Here is an 18,290-nt window from a genome sequence, read left to right as displayed (position 1 = left end):
CGGGAGCAGTACCGAGGGGCAGGGCTATGCGGCCAGGCTGAAAAGCCGGGCCGGAAGGCTGAGCCAAGCAATCTTGGCTTAGCAAGGTCAGGAACTACGTGGGGCTACTTGAGCAGATTTCAAGAGCGCTTTCGGGGTTCCAGCCAAGCAGGTAGCCAGGCCGGAATTTACGCGGGGAAGTTTGATGCAGCAGAACACAGTGCGGCACGAACCTGCGCGGCAGATGCAACCACAGCAACTGTCGCAACAGGGCGAAGTGCGCCAGGTTCTGGCGAATCAGGACTCGGTGGACCGGGTGCTGGTGCTTAGCGACGCGGACCGCGCGGCGCTGAATGCTCAAGCGGGCCGCGGACTCTTGTTGGCGCTGGTGGCGCAAGGCGCCATGGGGCTCGCAGCAGCAGTAATAGCGGGGGTTGTAGGAGGGGCGGCGGCAGGTTGGTCGGCGCTGGCGGGGGCAGGAGCGTATTTCATACCCAATGCGTTGTTCGCATTGCGCCTGGCTGTCAGTGTTCGGGCCGGTAAAGCCAGTCCCTTTACCTTTCTCTCTGGTGAGTTGATCAAGTTGTTCGCAACGGCATTGCTGTTGTGGCTGCTTTCGCATGTGGCGCAGGACACGCTGGTCTGGCCTGCCGCACTGCTCGGTCTGATTCTCACCTTGAAGGGATATCTCCTGCTTTTGATGTTCCGCAAGTTGTCATAGCGCGCCGGGAAATTTACGGCAAACCGAATCGTGGAATCGTCCAGCTCGCAAGGGCTGGGCATACAGCAAATAGGGTAGGATTCAAATGGCTGCTGCCAGCGACGTGTCGCCTCAGTCCGCGTATATTCAGCATCACCTGGTGCATCTGAACAATACGGGCGAGAAACAGAGCGCAATTGCTCAGTTCGACATCATCAATTACGACTCGTTGTTCTGGTCCGGCCTGACGGGTCTGATCGTCATCTTCTTCCTGTGGCGCGCCGCCAGCCGTGCGACCGCCGGCGTTCCGGGCCGCTTCCAGGCCTTCGTGGAAATGATCGTCGACATGGTCGACGATCAGGCCAAGGGCATCGTCCACAACGCCAAGAGCCGTCTCTTCATCGCTCCGCTCGCGCTCACCGTGTTCCTCTGGATCATCCTGATGAACGCGCTGGACTTGCTGCCCGTCGACCTGCTGCCCTCGATCTGGCGCTGGACCGGCCTGGGCGCGCACCACGGCGACCCCCTCTACTACCACCGCGTGCTGCCCACCGCTGACTTGAACGTGCCCATGGGCATGTCGCTGGGTGTGCTGCTGCTGATGTTCTATTACGGCATCAAGATCAAGCACCCGGGCGGCTTCATCAAAGAACTCTTCACCGCGCCGTTCCACGCGCACGGCATCGGCGCCGTCGTGCTGGCACCGTTCAACCTGCTGCTGAACCTGATCGAATACGCCGCCAAGTCCGTATCGCTGGGCATGCGGTTGTTCGGCAACATGTTCGCCGGCGAACTGATTTTCATGCTGATCGCCCTCTTGGGCGGCGCCTGGACCGGCTTCAACGGTTCGAGCATCGGCTTGGGAATCGGCCACGTGCTGGCCGGCTCGATCTGGGCAATCTTCCACATCCTGATCGTGCTGCTCCAGGCCTTCATCTTCATGATGCTGACCCTGGTGTATCTCGGCCAGGCCCACGAAGGCCACTGATCCCCCGAATTTCCGGCGTCGGCCACCCGGCCGGCGCTGGATAGCAAGATCCTCTTGCATTGAGCAGTACCCTCATTTTTTTATTTTTGACTTCAGATTTCTAACCAAGGAGTTGTCATGACCAACGTCGCTTTCGTTGCTCTCGCTTGCGGTCTTATCATCGGTCTGGGCGCTATCGGCGCTTGCATCGGCATCGCACTGATGGGCGGCAAATATCTGGAAGCCTCGGCTCGTCAGCCTGAACTGATGAACGCTCTGCAAACGAAGATGTTCCTGCTGGCTGGCCTGATCGACGCGGCATTCCTGATCGGCGTGGGTATCGCCATGCTGTTCGCCTTCGCCAACCCGTTCGTCGGCTAAGGCACGCCCGCCGGCGAAAAGGCGGGTCATGACGCTGGCGGCGATGTGGGCATAAGCCCCGTCGCCGGTCAGCAAAGTATCGAGTGCTCCGCGTTGCCCCTCCCGGGTGCCGTCGGAGCCGCAAGGTGTTAAAGGAACGACCGTGAATCTGAACGCGACGATCATTTTCCAGATGCTCGTGTTCTTCGTTCTGGGCTGGTTCACGATGAAATTCGTGTGGCCTCCTCTGACGAAGGCGATGGACGAGCGCCGCCAAAAAATCGCCGACGGCCTAGCCGCCGCCGAGAAGGGCAAGGCCGATCTGGCCCAGGCCCAGGCGCGCGTCAGTCTGATCGAGGCTTCTGCCAAGTCCGAAAACCACGCCCGCATCATCGAGGCCGAGAAGCAAGCCGCCTCCCTGATCGAGCAGGCCCGCCGTGAAGCGGAAGCCGAGCGTGCCCGCATCGTGGCGCAAGCTGCACAGGATGCCGCGCAGGAAGTCCAGCGCGCCCGTGATTCGCTGCGCGACGACGTTGCCGCGCTGGCTGTCAAGGGTGCTGAACAGATCCTCAAGCGCGAGGTTGACGCCCGCGCGCACGCCGAGCTGCTGAACCAGCTTCGCGCGCAGCTTTAATCCGGGACCGTCATGGCTGAACTTTCCACTGTTGCCAGGCCCTACGCCGAAGCCTTGTTCGCCGCCGCGCGCGACGACAAGGCCGGTCTGCAGGTCTGGGCCGACCTGGTCAGCGAGCTGGCCCAGGTCGCATCCAACCCCGACGTGCGCGAGGCCATGGCCGACCCGCGTCTGGGTGACAAGCAGCGCGTCGACCTGTTTACCGGCCTGATCAAGGCCGATTTGCCGCAAGCCGCCCGCAATTTCATCGAGCTGCTGGTTGAAAACGACCGGCTGCTGCTGCTGCCCGACATCGCCACGCAATTCGTGGTGCTGCGGAATCGTCACGATGGCACGGCGCAGGCGGAAATCACCAGCGCGTTCGAGCTGAGCGATGCCCAAGTCAAAGAACTGGTCACCGCCCTTGAACACAAATTCGGCCTCAAGCTCAAGCCCAGCGTCACCGTCGACCCGTCGTTGATTGGCGGCGTGCGCGTGGCCGTCGGGGACCAGGTGCTCGATACGTCCGTACAAGCCCAATTGGCCCGCATGCGCGATACGCTCGCCGCTTAAGGCAACTAACAGGATTCCAGGAGTCAATATGCAACTCAATCCCTCCGAGATCAGCGAACTGCTCAAGAGCCGCATCGAGGGCCTGGGCGCTTCGGCTGATGTCCGTACTCAGGGCACCGTCGTGTCCGTGACCGACGGTATTACCCGCATCCACGGCTTGTCCGATGTGATGCAGGGCGAAATGCTCGAATTCCCCAACAACGTTTTCGGTCTGGCGCTCAACCTCGAGCGCGATTCCGTCGGCGCCGTTATTCTCGGTGACTACACCGGCATCTCCGAAGGCGACCAGGTCAAGACGACCGGCCGCATTCTGGAAGTTCCGGTTGGTCCCGAACTGAAAGGCCGCGTGGTCAACACGCTGGGCGAACCGATCGACGGCAAGGGCCCGGTCAATGCCAAGGCCACCGACATCATCGAAAAAGTGGCGCCTGGCGTTATCGCCCGCCGCTCGGTGTCGCAGCCGCTGCAAACCGGCGTCAAGGCTATCGACTCGATGGTTCCCATCGGCCGTGGCCAGCGCGAACTGATCATTGGCGACCGCCAGACCGGCAAGACCGCCGTGGCCGTCGACACCATCATCAGCCAGAAGGGCAAGGGCGTCACCTGCGTGTACGTCGCTATCGGCCAGAAGGCTTCCACGATCAACAACGTGGTGCGCAAGCTGGAAGAGCACGGCGCGATGGACTACACCATCGTCGTGGCCGCTTCGGCTTCGGACTCGGCCGCCATGCAGTACCTGGCTGCCTACGCCGGCTGCACGATGGGCGAATACTTCCGCGATCGCGGCGAAGACGCCCTGATCGTCTATGACGACCTGACCAAGCAAGCCTGGGCCTACCGCCAGGTGTCGCTGCTCCTGCGCCGTCCGCCGGGCCGCGAAGCCTACCCGGGCGACGTGTTCTACCTGCACTCGCGCCTGCTGGAACGCGCTGCCCGCGTGAACGAAGACTACGTCGAGAAGTTCACCGATGGCGCCGTCAAGGGCAAGACCGGCTCGCTGACCGCACTGCCGATCATCGAAACCCAGGCTGGCGACGTGTCCGCTTTCGTTCCGACCAACGTGATCTCGATCACGGACGGCCAGATCTTCCTGGAAACCGACCTGTTCAACGCCGGTGTCCGCCCCGCTATCAACGCCGGTATCTCGGTGTCGCGTGTGGGTGGCGCTGCGCAGACCAAGGTCGTCAAGAAGCTGTCCGGCGGTATCCGTACCGACCTGGCGCAGTACCGTGAACTGGCCGCCTTCGCGCAGTTCGCTTCCGACCTGGACGACGCCACCCGTCGCCAGCTGGAACGCGGCAAGCGCGTGGTCGAACTGCTCAAGCAGCCGCAATACCAGCCGCTGCAAGTGTGGGAACTGGCCGTCACGCTGTACACGGTCAACAACGGCTACCTGGATGACGTGGACGTGGCCCAAGTGCTGTCGTTCGAGAAGTCGCTGAAGGATCAACTCAAGGCCAAGCATGCGGCCCTGATCCAGCGCATCGAAGACACCAAGGAACTGTCCAAGGACGACGAGGCCGAACTGGCCACCGCCGTTCAGGAATTCAAGAAGCACGGTGCTTTTTAAGAAAGTGATGGGTTAGGCGTCTGCAACGCCTCACCCATCCTTACCGGATGGTTGAGGCGTGAGCGGAACCCATCGGCCAGTCTTCACAGGAAAGCGCAATGCCCGGAATTAAGGAAATCCGAACCAAGATCAAGAGCGTGCAAAACACGCGCAAGATCACCAAGGCGATGGAAATGGTCGCCGCATCCAAGATGCGCAAGGCGCAGGAACGGATGCGTGCTGGTCGTCCGTACGCCACCAAGGTGCGCGAGATTGCTGCGCACCTGATGCAGGCCAACCCCGAGTACAGCCACCCGTACCTGGTCGAACGCGAAATCAAGGCGGTCGGCGTGGTCATGGTGACGACCGACAAGGGTTTGTGCGGCGGCTTGAACACCAACATCACTCGCGTGACGTTGGGCAAGCTGAAAGAGTTCGAGAAAAACGGCATCGCCGTGCAAGCGACCGCTTTCGGCAACAAGGGCGTGGGTGTGTTGACCCGTATCGGCGCCAAGCTGGTGTCCCAGGAAGTGCAACTGGGCGACAAGCCGCAACTGGACCGCCTGCTGGGCGCGATCAAGGTGCAGCTGGACGCCTACCTGGAAGGTCGCATCGACGCGCTGTACGTGGCTTCGACCCGCTTCGTCAACACGATGAAGCAGGAGCCGCTGTTCTTGCGCCTGCTGCCGTTGGCCAGCGGTTTGGAAGATCCGTACCAGACGGGTGCCGAAAGCCTGGCGAAGACGTCGGAAGTGAAGTCGGACTACAGCTGGGATTACATCTACGAACCCGACGCCCGTAGCGTGATCGACGACCTGCTGCAGCGTTACGTTGAAGGCCTGCTGTACCAAGCCGTGGCCGAGAACATGGCTTCGGAGCAGTCGGCCCGGATGGTCGCCATGAAGGCGGCGTCGGACAACGCCAAGAAGGTCATCGGAGAGCTGCAACTGGTCTACAACAAGACCCGTCAGGCCGCGATCACCAAAGAAATTTCGGAAATCGTAGGGGGCGCTGCCGCCGTTTAAGGCAGGCAGCTCCCATCTAAAGCTATCAAGCAAGGAATCGACATGAGCAACGGAACCATCGTTCAGTGCATCGGCGCCGTGGTGGATATTCAGTTCCCCCGCGATCACATGCCCAAGATCTATGAAGCGCTTACCCTGGCCGACGACGAGTCCTCCTCGTTCGCCGAAAAGGGCCTGACGCTGGAAGTGCAGCAACAGCTGGGCGACGGCGTGGTGCGTACCATTGCGCTGGGCTCCAGCGACGGCCTGCGCCGCGGCATGAAGGTCAACGGCACGGGCGCCCCGATCTCGGTGCCGGTCGGCACCGGTACGCTGGGCCGCATCATGGACGTGCTGGGTCGTCCCATCGACGAAGCCGGCCCGATCCAGCACGAAGAAAAGCGTGGCATCCACCAGGCCGCTCCCCGTTTCGACGAACTGTCGCCGTCGGTGGAACTGCTGGAAACCGGCATCAAGGTTATTGACCTGGTGTGCCCGTTCGCCAAGGGCGGCAAGGTCGGCCTGTTCGGCGGCGCCGGCGTGGGCAAGACCGTCAACATGATGGAACTGATCAACAACATCGCCAAGCAGCACAGCGGTTTGTCGGTGTTTGCCGGCGTGGGTGAGCGTACCCGCGAAGGCAACGACTTCTACCACGAAATGGAAGAGTCGAACGTTCTGGACAAGGTCGCCATGGTGTTCGGTCAGATGAACGAACCCCCGGGCAACCGTCTGCGCGTGGCGCTGACCGGCCTGACGATGGCCGAGAAGTTCCGCGACGAAGGCCGCGACATCCTGTTCTTCGTCGACAACATCTACCGCTACACGCTGGCCGGTACCGAAGTGTCGGCACTGCTGGGCCGTATGCCGTCGGCCGTGGGCTACCAGCCCACGCTGGCCGAAGAAATGGGCAAGCTGCAAGAGCGCATCACGTCGACCAAGACCGGCTCGATCACCTCGATCCAGGCCGTGTACGTCCCTGCGGACGACTTGACCGACCCGTCGCCTGCCACGACCTTCCAGCATTTGGACTCGACCGTGGTGCTGTCGCGTGACATCGCCTCGCTGGGTATCTACCCCGCCGTGGACCCGCTGGATTCGTCCAGCCGCCAGCTCGACCCGCAAGTCGTCGGCGAAGAGCACTACGCCGTGGCCCGTGGCGTGCAGCAGACGCTGCAGCGCTACAAGGAACTGCGCGACATCATCGCGATTCTGGGCATGGACGAACTGTCGCCGGAAGACAAGCAGGCCGTGGCCCGCGCGCGCAAGATCCAGCGCTTCCTGTCGCAGCCGTTCCACGTGGCTGAAGTGTTCACCGGCTCGCCCGGCAAGTACGTTCCGCTGGCTGAAACCATCCGTGGTTTCAAGATGATCGTGAACGGCGAGTGCGATACCCTGCCGGAACAGGCCTTCTACATGGTCGGTTCGATCGACGAGGCCTTCGAGAAGGCCAAGAAACTGCAATAAGGAACCGATATGGCTACCCTGCATGTGGATGTCGTCAGCGCAGAGGAAGCGATCTTCTCCGGTGAGGCGAAGTTCGTGGTGCTGCCTGGCGAGGCGGGTGAGCTGGGCATCTTGCCCGGTCACACCCCGCTGATTTCGCGCATACGCCCCGGGACGGTCAAGATCGTTCGTGCCGACCAAGGCGAGGAAAACATCTTCGTCGCCGGGGGCATTCTGGAAGTGCAGCCGGGCAGCGTGACGGTCCTGGCCGACACCGCCATCCGTGCCGCGGACCTGGACGAAGCCCGTGCCCTGGAAGCGCGCAAGCGCGCCGAAGAGGCCCTGGCCAACGCCAAGGACAAGGCCGACATCGCGGTTGTCGAAGCTGAACTCGCCATGCTGGCTGCGCAAGCCATCGCGGCGCGCAAGCTGCGCCAAGGCGGCCGTTCGCACTAAGCGACAGCTGTCCGCCGGGGTTCGCCCCGGACTCGAAAGAAGCGGCCCTCGGGCCGCTTTTTTCATGCCTGTCGCGGGCGCCACGGCCTCGGCAAGCCGGGCGGCTTTTTGCGTTCGCTACGAATGGCGAGCGGGATGGCCCACCCGTAGCCTTCAACTTTAGGCAAGCTGCCTGAGGAAGAAAGCGTGCGAGACACCACGGATTGCGGGGTATTGCTGACCCCAGGCCACGAAGTCGCCATGCGCGCGTGGGTTGCGCGCGACCAGGCCCGGCTGGCGCGGGTGCGGCTGCACCTGGTGCCGCTGCGAAGCGCGGCGGTGGCCGCCGGTGATGACGGGCCGGACATTCATGCGCTGGCCCGGCTGGCGGTAGGCCTGCGGCGCTACGATCATTGCATCCTGCCCGTCGCGCCCGCGTCGCTGGCCTGGACCCGCATGGCGTTGCAGCAGGCGGGCGACGCCATGGTAACGCCGGTGCTGCTGTTCGTGCACGACATGACCGCACCGGCCATCGAAGACCTGCTGCAGCTGGGGGCGGCCGATTTCATGACCGCGCCGTACTGCCTGGAAAGCCTGCGGGTGCGGCTGGGGAGGCTGGCGCGGCGGACGGCGGGAATCCCGCCCAGTCAGCTGGAGCAAGTCGAGCTCGTCTACCCCGCGTCAAGGCTGGGCGGGGTTCCCCGGCCGGATGTCAGCGTCAGGCCAACGCTCTCCAGGCAGGTGTTGCAGCAAGGCCTGGCGGGGCTGCATCACCAGGCGAACCCTGGCGCGCACGAGCCCTTTCGCCAGGCCAAGGCGCGGGTGGTGGATGGCTTTGAATCCGATTACATCCGCCTGGCGTTGTCGCGCCACCAGGGCAATGTGGCGCGGGCGGCCCGGGCATCGAGCAAGCACCGGCGGGCTTTCTGGGCGCTGATGCGCAAGCACGGCATCGATGCCGCGCCGTACCGCCGCCGGGCCGAGCGCGGCGACGCCTGACGGGTATCGCCCCGGCGAAAAACGTCCGGCTTTGCGCGCCGGCAAGGCGGCGGCAGGCGGCGGTCATGCCCTGTCAGCTTGGGGCAGTAAAATCACGGCTTCCGATCATCGAGGATAGTCGTGTCCACTGCCGTCTTGAAGAACGATGTGTTCTTGCGCTCGCTCTTGCGCGAGCCCGTGCCCTACACCCCCATCTGGCTCATGCGCCAGGCGGGTCGCTACCTGCCCGAATACCGCCAGACGCGGGCCCGGGCCGGTTCCTTCATGGGCCTGGCTCAGAACCCGGACTACGCCTCGGAAGTCACGTTGCAGCCGCTCGAGCGTTTCGACCTGGACGCGGCCATCCTGTTTTCCGACATCCTGACCGTGCCGCACGCCATGGGCCTGGGCCTGGACTTCGCCGAAGGCGAGGGCCCGCGCTTTGCTCGTCCGGTGCGTTCCGAGGACGACGTGGCACGCCTGGCCGTGCCCGACATGGACAAGCTGCGCTACGTGTTCGACGCGGTGTCCACCATTCGCCGCGACCTGGACGGCAAGGTGCCGCTGATCGGCTTTGCCGGCAGCCCGTGGACGATTGCCTGCTACATGGTCGAAGGGCAGGGCAGCGATGACTACCGCCTGATCAAGACCATGCTGTATTCGCGTCCTGATCTGCTGCATCGCATCCTGGAAATCAACGCCGAAGCCACGCTGCAGTACCTGAACGCGCAGATCGCGGCGGGCGCGCAGGCCGTGATGCTGTTCGACAGCTGGGGCGGTGTGCTGGCCGACGGCCTGTTCCAGCAGTTCTCGCTGGCCTATACCCGCAAGGTCGTGGCCGGCCTGACCCGCGAACACGAAGGGCGCCGCGTGCCGGCCATCGTCTTCACCAAGGGTGGGGGCCAGTGGCTGGAATCCATCGCCGCTTGCGGTTGCGATGCCGTGGGCCTGGACTGGACGGTGGATCTGGCTGCGGCGCGCCGCCGCACCGGCGATTCGGTCGCCTTCCAGGGCAACCTGGACCCCATGGCCCTGTTTGGCGGCGGCCCCGCCATCCGCGCCGAGGCGCGTCGGGTGCTGGATGCCTTCGGGCCGGTGGGCAAGGGCGGCCATGTGTTCAACTTGGGCCATGGTATTTCGCGCTTCACCCCGCCTGAAGCGGTAGCCGAATTGGTCGACGAAGTCCACCAACACAGCCGTTCGCTCAGAGGGTAAGTGAGTGAACGCTTCGGCCCGCAGGGCCGAACTTGGAGGCCCCCGGCGGATACTTGTGCACAGCAAGATTACGCCTGGGGAAAACCCTCTAGAAGCTTGTTTACAATCTTGGAAGTCTGCATAAGCTATTGTTTTTGTTGGAATAAAATAGGTTTTCAACAGATTTGCAAGACTTGATGCAATCTTGCCTTATTCCAATTTCTAACGTTGCTCCAGCCTTTTCCCCAAAGTTATCCACAGGTAGGGATCGGAGCCGTTTCGGGTCCGCCCAGTCCATGTTCCGTTTCGTAGCCCATGTCTGAAGTCTTCGCGCTGGTCGAATCCACGCCGGCCGCCGAGCCGGCGGCGACCTGCTGGGTGCGCGTCGCGCTGGACGTGCCGCTGCCCGGCCCGTTCGACTATCGCCACACTGCCCCCATTACGGCGGGCCTGCGGGTGATCGTGCCGTTCGGCCGGCGCAAGCTGATCGGGGTGGTGGTGGACAACCCGGCCGAGCCGTCATTCGAACCCAAGCAGATCAAGCCCATCGAAGAGGTGCTGGATGACCTGCCGCCGTTTGACGACGGCTGGCTGCGCCTGGCCCGGTTTGCCGCCGAATACTACCAACGGCCCCTGGGCGAGGTGATGCTGCCCACGCTGCCGCCGCCGCTGCGCAAGCCCACCGCGTACCAGGGCAAGCGGTCGGCGGGCGGCCCGGTGGCTCGTTTGGACGCGCGCAAGCGCAAGACGGCGCGCGCCGCCGCCACGGCCGACCAGCCGCCCGACTTGAACGACGCGCAGCAGACCGCGGTGGATACCATTGCCGGGCTGACGCGTTTCAAGCCGGTGCTGCTGTACGGCGTGACCGGCAGCGGCAAGACCGAGGTGTACCTGCGTGCCGCCGAAAAGGTGCTGGCGGCCGGTCGCCAGGTGCTGCTGATGGTGCCGGAAATCAACCTGACGCCGCAGCTGGAAGGCGCGCTGCGGGCCCGGCTGGAAAGCCTGGTGGGGCCGGACGGCCTGGCGGTGATGCATAGCGGCTTGTCCGACGGCGAACGCCTGCAGGCGTGGTCGCGGGCGCAACGCGGCCAGGCGCGGATGCTGCTGGGCACGCGCATGTCGATCTTCGCGCCCATGAGCGAGCTGGGCCTGATCGTGGTCGACGAAGAGCACGATGCGTCCTACAAGCAGCAGGACGGCCTGCGCTATTCCGCACGCGACCTGGCGGTGTGGCGCGCGCACGACCTGGATATTCCGGTGGTGCTGGGGTCGGCCACGCCGTCGCTGGAAACCTGGCAGCACGCCGAGCGCGGGCGCTACCTGCGGCTGGCCTTGCCGGCCCGCGCGCGGTCCAGCACCTTGCCATCGATGAAGCTGGTGGACACCCGCCGCTTGCAGATGAAGCATGGGATGTCGCCGCAGTTGCTCGAAGCCATCGGCGAACGCCTGGCCAACAAAGAGCAGTCGCTGATCTTCCTGAACCGGCGCGGCTTTGCCCCGGTGCTGCATTGCCAGTCTTGCGGCTGGGTCAGCAACTGCCCGCGCTGCACCGCCTTTACCGTGCTGCACCGCGCCGGCCGCGGTCACCGCCTGCAATGCCATCATTGCGGCTACCAGGCGCCGGTGCCGCATGCCTGCCCCGAATGCGGCGACCAGGACCTGGCGCCGATGGGGCGCGGCACCCAGCGCGTGGAAGAACACCTGGCCGAGCTGTTTCCCGAAGCCCGCATCCTGCGCATCGATGCCGACAGCACGCGCAAGAAGGGCAGTGCCGAGGCCCTGTTCGCGTCGGTGCATGCGGGCGAGGTCGACATCCTGGTGGGCACCCAGATGGTGGCCAAGGGCCACGATTTCGCGCGGCTGGGGCTGGTGGGGGTGTTGAATCCGGATTCGGCCCTGTTCGCGCATGATTTCCGCGCGCCCGAACGCCTGTTCGCCCAGTTGATGCAGGTGGCCGGGCGGGCCGGACGCCACCAGGGCAACGGCCAGGTCATCATCCAGACCGGCTACCCCGAGCAGCCCGTGTACCAGGCCCTGCTGCGCCACGACTACGCGGGCTTTGCCCGCCATGCGCTGCACGAGCGCGAGAGCACCGGCCTGCCGCCATTCGCCTACCAGGCGCTGCTGACGGCCGAGGCGCGTGAATTGGCGGTGGCACAGGCTTTCCTGCAACAGGCGCGCGCCTTGCCCGAGGGCGAGTGGGCGGCCGATTTCCCGGGGCTGGACGCCATCATGCTGTACGACCCGGTGCCGCTGCGGGTGGTGCGGGTGGCTAATGTCGAGCGCGCGCAATTGCTGGTCGAAAGCACCAGCCGCCCGGCGTTGCAGGCGTTCCTGGCGTCGTGGTCGCACCATCTGCCCTATCTGGCCAACGAGGCCCGCGTGCGCTGGCAACTGGAGGTCGATCCGCTGGAAATCTGACGGCGGCGGCCTCGGCGCCGTCACCCTGATTGCTCTATGATCGTTCTCCCTTCCCCGAGTCACCATGTCCGCAAGCGAACCCATTGGCCACGGCCTGAACCCCGCGCAGAAAGAAGCGGTGCTGTACCTGGACGGCCCCTGCCTGGTGCTGGCCGGCGCCGGCAGCGGCAAGACGCGCGTGATCACCCAGAAGATCGCCTACCTGCTGCGTGAATGCGGTTACATGGGCCGCAACGTGGTGGCGCTGACCTTCACCAACAAGGCCGCGCGCGAGATGGACGAGCGCGTCAAGACGCTGGTCGACCGCAAGCTGGGCAAAGGCCTGACCATCAGCACCTTCCACTCGCTGGGCGTGAAGATGCTGCGCGAAGAGGCCCGCAATGCCGGCCTGAAACCCACGTTTTCCATCCTGGATGCCGATGACGCGATGGCGATCATCCAGGAACTGCTGGCCACTACCGACAAGGGCCGTCTGCGCCACGTGCAGGGCATCATCTCGCTGTGGAAGAACGCGCTGATGGAACCGGACGATGCCGCGCGCGAAGCCATCACGCCGGGCGACGTCGAGGCCGCCAATGTCTACCGCAGCTATGCCGCCACGCTGGCCGCCTACCAGGCGGTGGACTTCGACGACCTGATCCGCATCCCGGCGATGCTGCTGGCCAACAACGAAGAAGTGCGCACCCGCTGGCAGAACCGCGTGCGCTATCTGCTGGTGGACGAATACCAGGACACCAACGTGTGCCAGTACCGCCTGGTGCAGCTGCTGACCGGCTCGCGCGCCATGTTCACGGCGGTGGGCGACGACGACCAGGCCATCTACGCCTGGCGCGGCGCCACCATCGAGAACCTGGCCAAGCTCACGACCGACTACCCGAACCTCAAGCTCATCAAGCTGGAGCAGAACTACCGGTCGGTGCAGCGCATCCTGGCAGCGGCCAACCAGGTGATCGAAAAGAACCCCAAGCTGTTCGACAAGAAGCTCTGGTCGGACCTGGGCGTGGGCGAGCCGATCCTGGTGTCGCCGATGGACGGCGAAGAGCAGGAAGCCGAGTCCATCGCCATGAAGATCTCGGCCTCGCGCTTCGAGCGCCAGGCCCAGTGGAAGGACTTCGCCATCCTGTATCGCGGCAACCACCAGTCGCGCATCCTGGAGCAGGCGCTGCGCAACCTGAAGATTCCGTACACGATCTCGGGCGGGCAGAGCTTTTTCGACAAGGCCGAAGTGCGCGACGTGCTGTCGTACCTGCGCCTGCTGGCCAACGACGATGACGACCCGGCCTTCATCCGCGCCGCCACCACGCCCAAGCGCGGCATCGGCCAGGCCACGTTGCAGACGCTGGGCCAGTACGCCGCCAGCCGCGAGCTCTCGATGCTGGCGGCGGTGGAAGAAACCGGCCTGGAAAGCCAGCTGGCCCCGCGTCAGCTGGAACCGCTGCGCACCTTTACGGAATTCATTCGCCGCATGCAGTGGCGCGCCGGCCGCGGCGCCACGTCGGGCAAGGACGCCGCGCCGGCCGAACCGGCCGGCGTCATCCTGGACGACCTGGTGCAGGCGATCCAGTACGAACGCCACCTGTTCGAACTGTTCGACGAGCGGCCCGCGCAGACGCGCTGGCAGAACGTGCTGGAACTGACCGGCTGGCTCAAGCGCAAGGCCGAAGAAGACAACATGTCGCTGTTCGACCTGGTGCAGCACGTGGCGCTGGTCACCATGCTGGAACGCGGCGAAGAAGAAGAGCCGGACGCGGTCAAGATGTCGACCCTGCACGCGTCCAAGGGGCTGGAGTATCCGCACGTGTACCTGGCCGGCGTCGAGGAAGGCCTGCTGCCGCACCTGGGCAAGGACGACGAAGACGGCGACCCGGCACGCGCTGCCGAGAACCTGGCCACCCGCATCCAGGAAGAACGCCGCCTGATGTACGTGGGCATCACGCGGGCGCAGCGCAGCCTGAACCTCAGCTGGTGCAAGCGCCGCCGCCGGGCGCGCGAAGACGTCGTGCGCGAGCCGTCGCGCTTCATCGAGGAAATGGGGCTGGATGACCCGACCGTGCAGGAAGACGAAACCACGGCCGCCATGAATCCCAAAGAGCGCATGGCCATGCTCAAGGCGTTGCTCAAGAAGTAGCGCCGCAATAAATTACATGACGGAGGGCGGCTTGCGGGCGTATACCTGCCGCTTTGCACCATGGCGCTATCCATGAAGGACGACGTTCGATATCAAGCGGTGGCGGGCACGCCGGGCCTGGTGCTGGGCGTGGCGCGCCTGTGCGAATTCCAGTTCGACCGGCATTACCACGTCGATTACCACATCGGCCTGGTGACCCAGGGCGTGCAGCGCCAGACCTTCGGCGGCCAGAGCATCCTGCTGGGCCCGGGCGCGGTGGCGTTGATGCCGCCGGGCGAGATCCATGACGGCACTGGCGTGGATGACTATGGCAACCGCTACACGCTCAAGACCTTCCGCATCGCGCCGGACCTGATGCGCGGTTTCATCGCCGAAGTCTCGGGGGCGGGGCCGCACGAGCGCTTCACGGGCACGCTGCTCGAAGATGCGCGGCTGGCGGCCCGCTTCGTGGCATTGCACGCGTCGTGGATGGACGGCGCGCCTTCCGGTCCGCTGGCGCACGAATCTGTGTCGCTGGCGCTGATGGGCGCCTTGTTCGCCCGTACCGGCGCCGTGGCGCCGCAGGACATTCGCGGCGGGCTGTCGGCGACGCACACGCGCCGGGTGCTGGATTACTGCCAGGCCCATATGGCCGACAAGATCAGCCTGCAAGACCTGGCGCGGCTGTGCGGGCTGAGCCGCTACCAGTTCTTGCGGCGTTTCGCGCTATCGGTCGGCCTGACCCCGCATGCCTGGCTGACGCGGCTGCGCCTGGAGCGGGCCTGCGCGGTGCTGGCGCGCGCGCAGGCGTCGATCGCGCAGGTCGCGGCCGACGTGGGCTTCTACGATCAAAGCCACTTCAACCGCGCGTTTCGCACGGCCTACGGCGTGGCGCCGTCGGCGTTTCGGCGCGCAGCGTAGCCCCGATATGAATCCCTACCGGCACTGTTCGCGCAGGGCCGCCAGGAAATGGTCCACGTCCTGCTCACGCGTGGCGAACGAGGTGACCAGGCGCACCACGCCAGGGCCCCAGCGATCGTGATAGAAGCGAAAGCCCTGTGCCAGCAGCCCATCGATGGCCGCAGCGGGCAGGCGGCAGAACAGGATATTGGCCTGTACCGGCCCTTGCGTTTGCACGCCCGGCAGGTCGGCCATGCCGGCGGCCAGGCGGGCCGCCATGGCGTTGGCCTGGCGCGCGTTGCGCAGCCACAGGCCGTCGTCCAGATAGGCTTCCATCTGGGCCGACAGCAGGCGCATCTTCGAGAACAGGTGACCGCCGCGCTTGCGCCGGTAGGCCAGTTCGGTGGCCAGGCCCGGCTCGAACAGCACGATGGCTTCCGCGCCCAGCACGCCGTTCTTGGTGGCGCCGAACGACAGCGCCTTGACGCCCGCCTTCCAGGTCATCTCGGCGGGGGTGCAGCCCAGGCTGACCAGCGCGTTGGCAAAGCGTGCGCCGTCCATGTGCAGGGGCAAGCCGGCGCCCTGGCAGATCTCGCTGATCGCGGCGATTTCAGCCAGCGTGTAGACGCTGCCGGTTTCAGTCCCCTGAGTGATGCTGACGCAGGCGGGCTGCATGGAATGCACGTCGCCGACTTTGCGGTGCACTTCGACGGCGAGCTGCGCCGGGTCGATCTTGGCGGCGTCGCCATCGAGCAGCGTCAGGCGGGCGCCGCTGGTGTAGAACTGCGGCGCGCCGCATTCGTCGTTGGCGATATGGCTTTGCGCGTGGCACAGCACGCTGCCCCACGGCGGCGTCAGCACGGACAGCGCCAGCGAATTGGCCGCGGTGCCGGTGGGCACCAGCAACACCTCGACCTCGCGTTCGAAAATCTCGGCCAGTTGTCGGGTCACGCGCTGGCTGGCGTCGTCGGCGCCATAGGGTTGGGCCTGTCCCTCATTGGCGCGCAGCAGCGCATCCAGGACTTGCGGGCTGGCGCCGGCGATGTTGTCGCTGGAAAAGCCCAGCTGCGGGGAAAACGGGGGGGAAGTGTCCAAGGCAAGGCTCTCTGGCGGATAAGGCGAATGCCCACTATGCCGACCCGGCGGCAGGCGGGCTTGTAGAAAATTGCACGCCGCTTACACTGGGACGTATCGCCAAGGCCCCGCGCCGGGCCTGTCTTGAAGGAGCGCATCATGTGCCGCTGGCTCGCTTACACCGGTAGTCCCCTGCAAATGGAGAGCGTGCTGTTCAAGGCCAAGCACTCTCTGATCGACCAGAGCCTGCACGCACGCATGAGCGTCACCACCACCAATGGCGACGGTTTCGGCCTGGGCTGGTACAGCCCGCCGCGGGGCGGCCGCCACCCGAATGGCCAAGCACCGAATGGTGCACCTCAGGCAAGCCCGCCCCAAGAGCCGCCATTCCGCTACCGCAGCGTGCACCCTGCCTGGAACGACCGCAACCTGCGCGAAGCGGCGCGCGCCATCCACGCGCCGCTGTTCGTGGCGCACATCCGCGCCGCCACCGACACCCCGGCCCAGGAAACCAACTGCCACCCGTTTCGCCACGGCAACTGGCTGTTCGTGCACAACGGCGTCATCCGCGACTATCCGCTGCTTCGGCGCGACCTGATGCTGATGATCGCGCCGAGCTATTTCGGGTCACTGGAAGGGTCGACCGATTCCGAGGTGATGTTTCTGCTGGCGCTGACGTTCGGCCTGGAAGAAGACGCGCTGCCGGCGCTGGCGCGCATGGTCGGCGCGGTCGAAGAGACCGGCCGGCGCCATGGCGTGGCGCAGCCTATCAACATGACGGTCTGCGCCCTGGACGGCGAACGGCTGATCGCGGTGCGCTATTCCAGCGAACGCGAATCGCGCACGCTGTTTCACAACACCTGCGTGCAGCACCTGCGCCAGCTGTATCCGGATGATCCGCAGATCGCGTCGCTGGACGACAACGCCTTCCTGCTGCTGTCCGAGCCGTTGACCGAGATGCCGGGGGCCTGGGAAGAAGTGCCCGAGGCCACCGCCATCATCGCGGCGCACGGCCGGGTGGAGCATTACCCGTTCGTGCCGGTAGCGCCGGGCGCCTGAACGCCGTAGCGGGCCGCGGGCGCGTTGCGAGACAGTTCCGGGCCCAGCGCCTGGCGCGCGTCTTCCAGGCGCTGCCACAAGGCCGCGTCGCCCAAGGCGGGAATGGTCACGAATTCGCCCTGGTCCAGGCCGGCCAGCGCGGCCTGCACCATGTCGTCGGCGCTCATCACGATGGCGGCCGGCAATTCGCGGGCCGGCTTGCCCGCCAGGTCCCAGAAGTCGGTGCCGGTGGCGCCCGGCAGCACGGCCTGGATGCGCACGCCCTTGTCGGCCAGTTCGTGGCGCAGCGATTGCGAATACGCCAGCACATAGGCCTTGCTGGCGCCATAGACACCGTTGAGCAGTTCCGGATGCAGCGCCACGACCGACGCAATGTTGATCAGCGTGCCATTGCCGCGCGCGACGAACCCCGGCACCGCGGCCATGGTCAGGCGCGTCAACGCACTGACGTTCAGGTCGATCATGGCCTGCATCTGGTCGGGGTCCGATTGCAGCAGCGGCGCCACCGCGCCGATACCGGCGTTGTTCACCAGCACGGTCAGCGATTCGTCTTCACGCAGCTCACGCGCCACCCGGACCAGGCCATCGGCATCGGCCAGATCGGCCGGCAATACGCGTACGTCGCGGCCGGTTTCGGCGCGCAGGCGCGCGGCCAATGCTTCCAGCCGGGCGGCGTTGCGCGCCACCAGCGTCAGGTCGTGGCCGCGGCGGGCCAGGTGATGCGCGTAGCGTGCGCCGATACCGGTCGAGGCGCCGGTGACCAGGGCGCGGCCGGGGGTGTGATTCAGGGGGGTATTGCTCATGTTGGCTCCGAGAGAAAGGCGGTGGATGCCGCCGGTACCCATGCAGAGTAGAATTGGCAGGAAATATCCTCAATGACATAGAAACGTCTTTTTAGGACATCCGACTGAATCAGTCGAATCCGGGCCTG

Annotated in this window: 17 protein-coding genes; 15 read left to right on the top strand and 2 right to left on the bottom strand. The window is 65.1% G+C overall.

Features of this window, described 5'->3' with window-relative positions; genetic code table 11:
- Positions 1 to 286: 286 nt before the first annotated feature.
- The 14 genes from HV798_RS16010 (at position 287) to HV798_RS15945 (ending at position 15,247) form a co-directional block, all read left to right on the top strand.
- A complete protein-coding gene (locus HV798_RS16010) occupies positions 287 to 700 on the top strand; it encodes an ATP synthase subunit I (RefSeq protein WP_175193693.1) in 414 nt (137 codons plus the stop codon).
- An 85-nt stretch (positions 701 to 785) separates the two neighbouring features.
- Entirely contained in the window at positions 786 to 1,667 is an 882-nt protein-coding gene (gene atpB / locus HV798_RS16005) for a F0F1 ATP synthase subunit A (RefSeq protein ID WP_025139746.1), read from the top strand.
- 117 nt (positions 1,668 to 1,784) lie between these two features.
- A complete protein-coding gene (gene atpE, locus HV798_RS16000) occupies positions 1,785 to 2,027 on the top strand; it encodes a F0F1 ATP synthase subunit C (protein WP_003815363.1) in 243 nt (80 codons plus the stop codon).
- A 142-nt stretch (positions 2,028 to 2,169) separates the two neighbouring features.
- Complete coding sequence (locus tag HV798_RS15995) at positions 2,170 to 2,640, top strand: F0F1 ATP synthase subunit B (protein ID WP_006227275.1); 471 nt, start codon at positions 2,170 to 2,172, stop codon at positions 2,638 to 2,640.
- 12 nt (positions 2,641 to 2,652) lie between these two features.
- Positions 2,653 to 3,192, top strand: coding sequence for a F0F1 ATP synthase subunit delta (locus HV798_RS15990; RefSeq protein WP_025139745.1), 540 nt, complete (start codon positions 2,653 to 2,655; stop codon positions 3,190 to 3,192).
- Between the two features lie 28 nt (positions 3,193 to 3,220).
- Positions 3,221 to 4,762: a F0F1 ATP synthase subunit alpha gene (gene atpA, locus HV798_RS15985; RefSeq protein ID WP_175193647.1), complete on the top strand. Its 1,542-nt coding sequence runs from the start codon at positions 3,221 to 3,223 to the stop codon at positions 4,760 to 4,762.
- Positions 4,763 to 4,860: 98 nt separating this feature from the next.
- Positions 4,861 to 5,766: a F0F1 ATP synthase subunit gamma gene (gene atpG, locus HV798_RS15980; RefSeq protein ID WP_175193646.1), complete on the top strand. Its 906-nt coding sequence runs from the start codon at positions 4,861 to 4,863 to the stop codon at positions 5,764 to 5,766.
- 42 nt (positions 5,767 to 5,808) lie between these two features.
- Positions 5,809 to 7,212 (top strand): F0F1 ATP synthase subunit beta, encoded by a 1,404-nt coding sequence (gene atpD / locus HV798_RS15975; RefSeq protein ID WP_175193645.1) that lies wholly within the window; start codon positions 5,809 to 5,811, stop codon positions 7,210 to 7,212.
- Positions 7,213 to 7,221: 9 nt separating this feature from the next.
- Entirely contained in the window at positions 7,222 to 7,647 is a 426-nt protein-coding gene (locus HV798_RS15970; protein WP_006392535.1) for a F0F1 ATP synthase subunit epsilon, read from the top strand.
- A gap of 186 nt (positions 7,648 to 7,833) precedes the next feature.
- The gene (locus HV798_RS15965; protein WP_246288850.1) at positions 7,834 to 8,625 is read left to right on the top strand and encodes a hypothetical protein; all 792 of its coding nucleotides are present in this window, start codon (positions 7,834 to 7,836) and stop codon (positions 8,623 to 8,625) included.
- Positions 8,626 to 8,745: 120 nt separating this feature from the next.
- Positions 8,746 to 9,819, top strand: coding sequence for a uroporphyrinogen decarboxylase (gene hemE / locus HV798_RS15960; protein ID WP_175193644.1), 1,074 nt, complete (start codon positions 8,746 to 8,748; stop codon positions 9,817 to 9,819).
- 294 nt (positions 9,820 to 10,113) lie between these two features.
- The gene (locus tag HV798_RS15955) at positions 10,114 to 12,219 is read left to right on the top strand and encodes a primosomal protein N' (protein WP_175193643.1); all 2,106 of its coding nucleotides are present in this window, start codon (positions 10,114 to 10,116) and stop codon (positions 12,217 to 12,219) included.
- Positions 12,220 to 12,283: 64 nt separating this feature from the next.
- Complete coding sequence (locus HV798_RS15950) at positions 12,284 to 14,347, top strand: UvrD-helicase domain-containing protein (protein ID WP_175193642.1); 2,064 nt, start codon at positions 12,284 to 12,286, stop codon at positions 14,345 to 14,347.
- A 72-nt stretch (positions 14,348 to 14,419) separates the two neighbouring features.
- Complete coding sequence (locus tag HV798_RS15945) at positions 14,420 to 15,247, top strand: AraC family transcriptional regulator (RefSeq protein WP_175193641.1); 828 nt, start codon at positions 14,420 to 14,422, stop codon at positions 15,245 to 15,247.
- A 15-nt stretch (positions 15,248 to 15,262) separates the two neighbouring features.
- Here the strand turns inward: HV798_RS15945 and HV798_RS15940 are convergent, their stop codons facing one another.
- The gene (locus tag HV798_RS15940) at positions 15,263 to 16,321 is read right to left on the bottom strand and encodes a threonine aldolase family protein (RefSeq protein ID WP_175193640.1); all 1,059 of its coding nucleotides are present in this window, start codon (positions 16,319 to 16,321) and stop codon (positions 15,263 to 15,265) included.
- 138 nt (positions 16,322 to 16,459) lie between these two features.
- Between HV798_RS15940 and HV798_RS15935 the strand changes: the two genes are divergently transcribed.
- Positions 16,460 to 17,359: a class II glutamine amidotransferase gene (locus tag HV798_RS15935; protein ID WP_025139735.1), complete on the top strand. Its 900-nt coding sequence runs from the start codon at positions 16,460 to 16,462 to the stop codon at positions 17,357 to 17,359.
- Here HV798_RS15935 and HV798_RS15930 read toward each other — a convergent pair.
- A complete protein-coding gene (locus HV798_RS15930) occupies positions 17,326 to 18,162 on the bottom strand; it encodes an SDR family NAD(P)-dependent oxidoreductase (RefSeq protein WP_175193639.1) in 837 nt (278 codons plus the stop codon). The two genes, HV798_RS15935 and HV798_RS15930, sit on opposite strands and share 34 nt — an antisense overlap.
- Positions 18,163 to 18,290: the final 128 nt, after the last annotated feature.

It is taken from the genome of Achromobacter deleyi (genome assembly GCF_902859705.1).
Lineage (GTDB): Bacteria > Pseudomonadota > Gammaproteobacteria > Burkholderiales > Burkholderiaceae_B > Achromobacter > Achromobacter deleyi.
The sequence above is the reverse complement of the archived record's forward strand: the minus strand, read 5'-3'. Positions and strand labels throughout refer to the sequence as shown.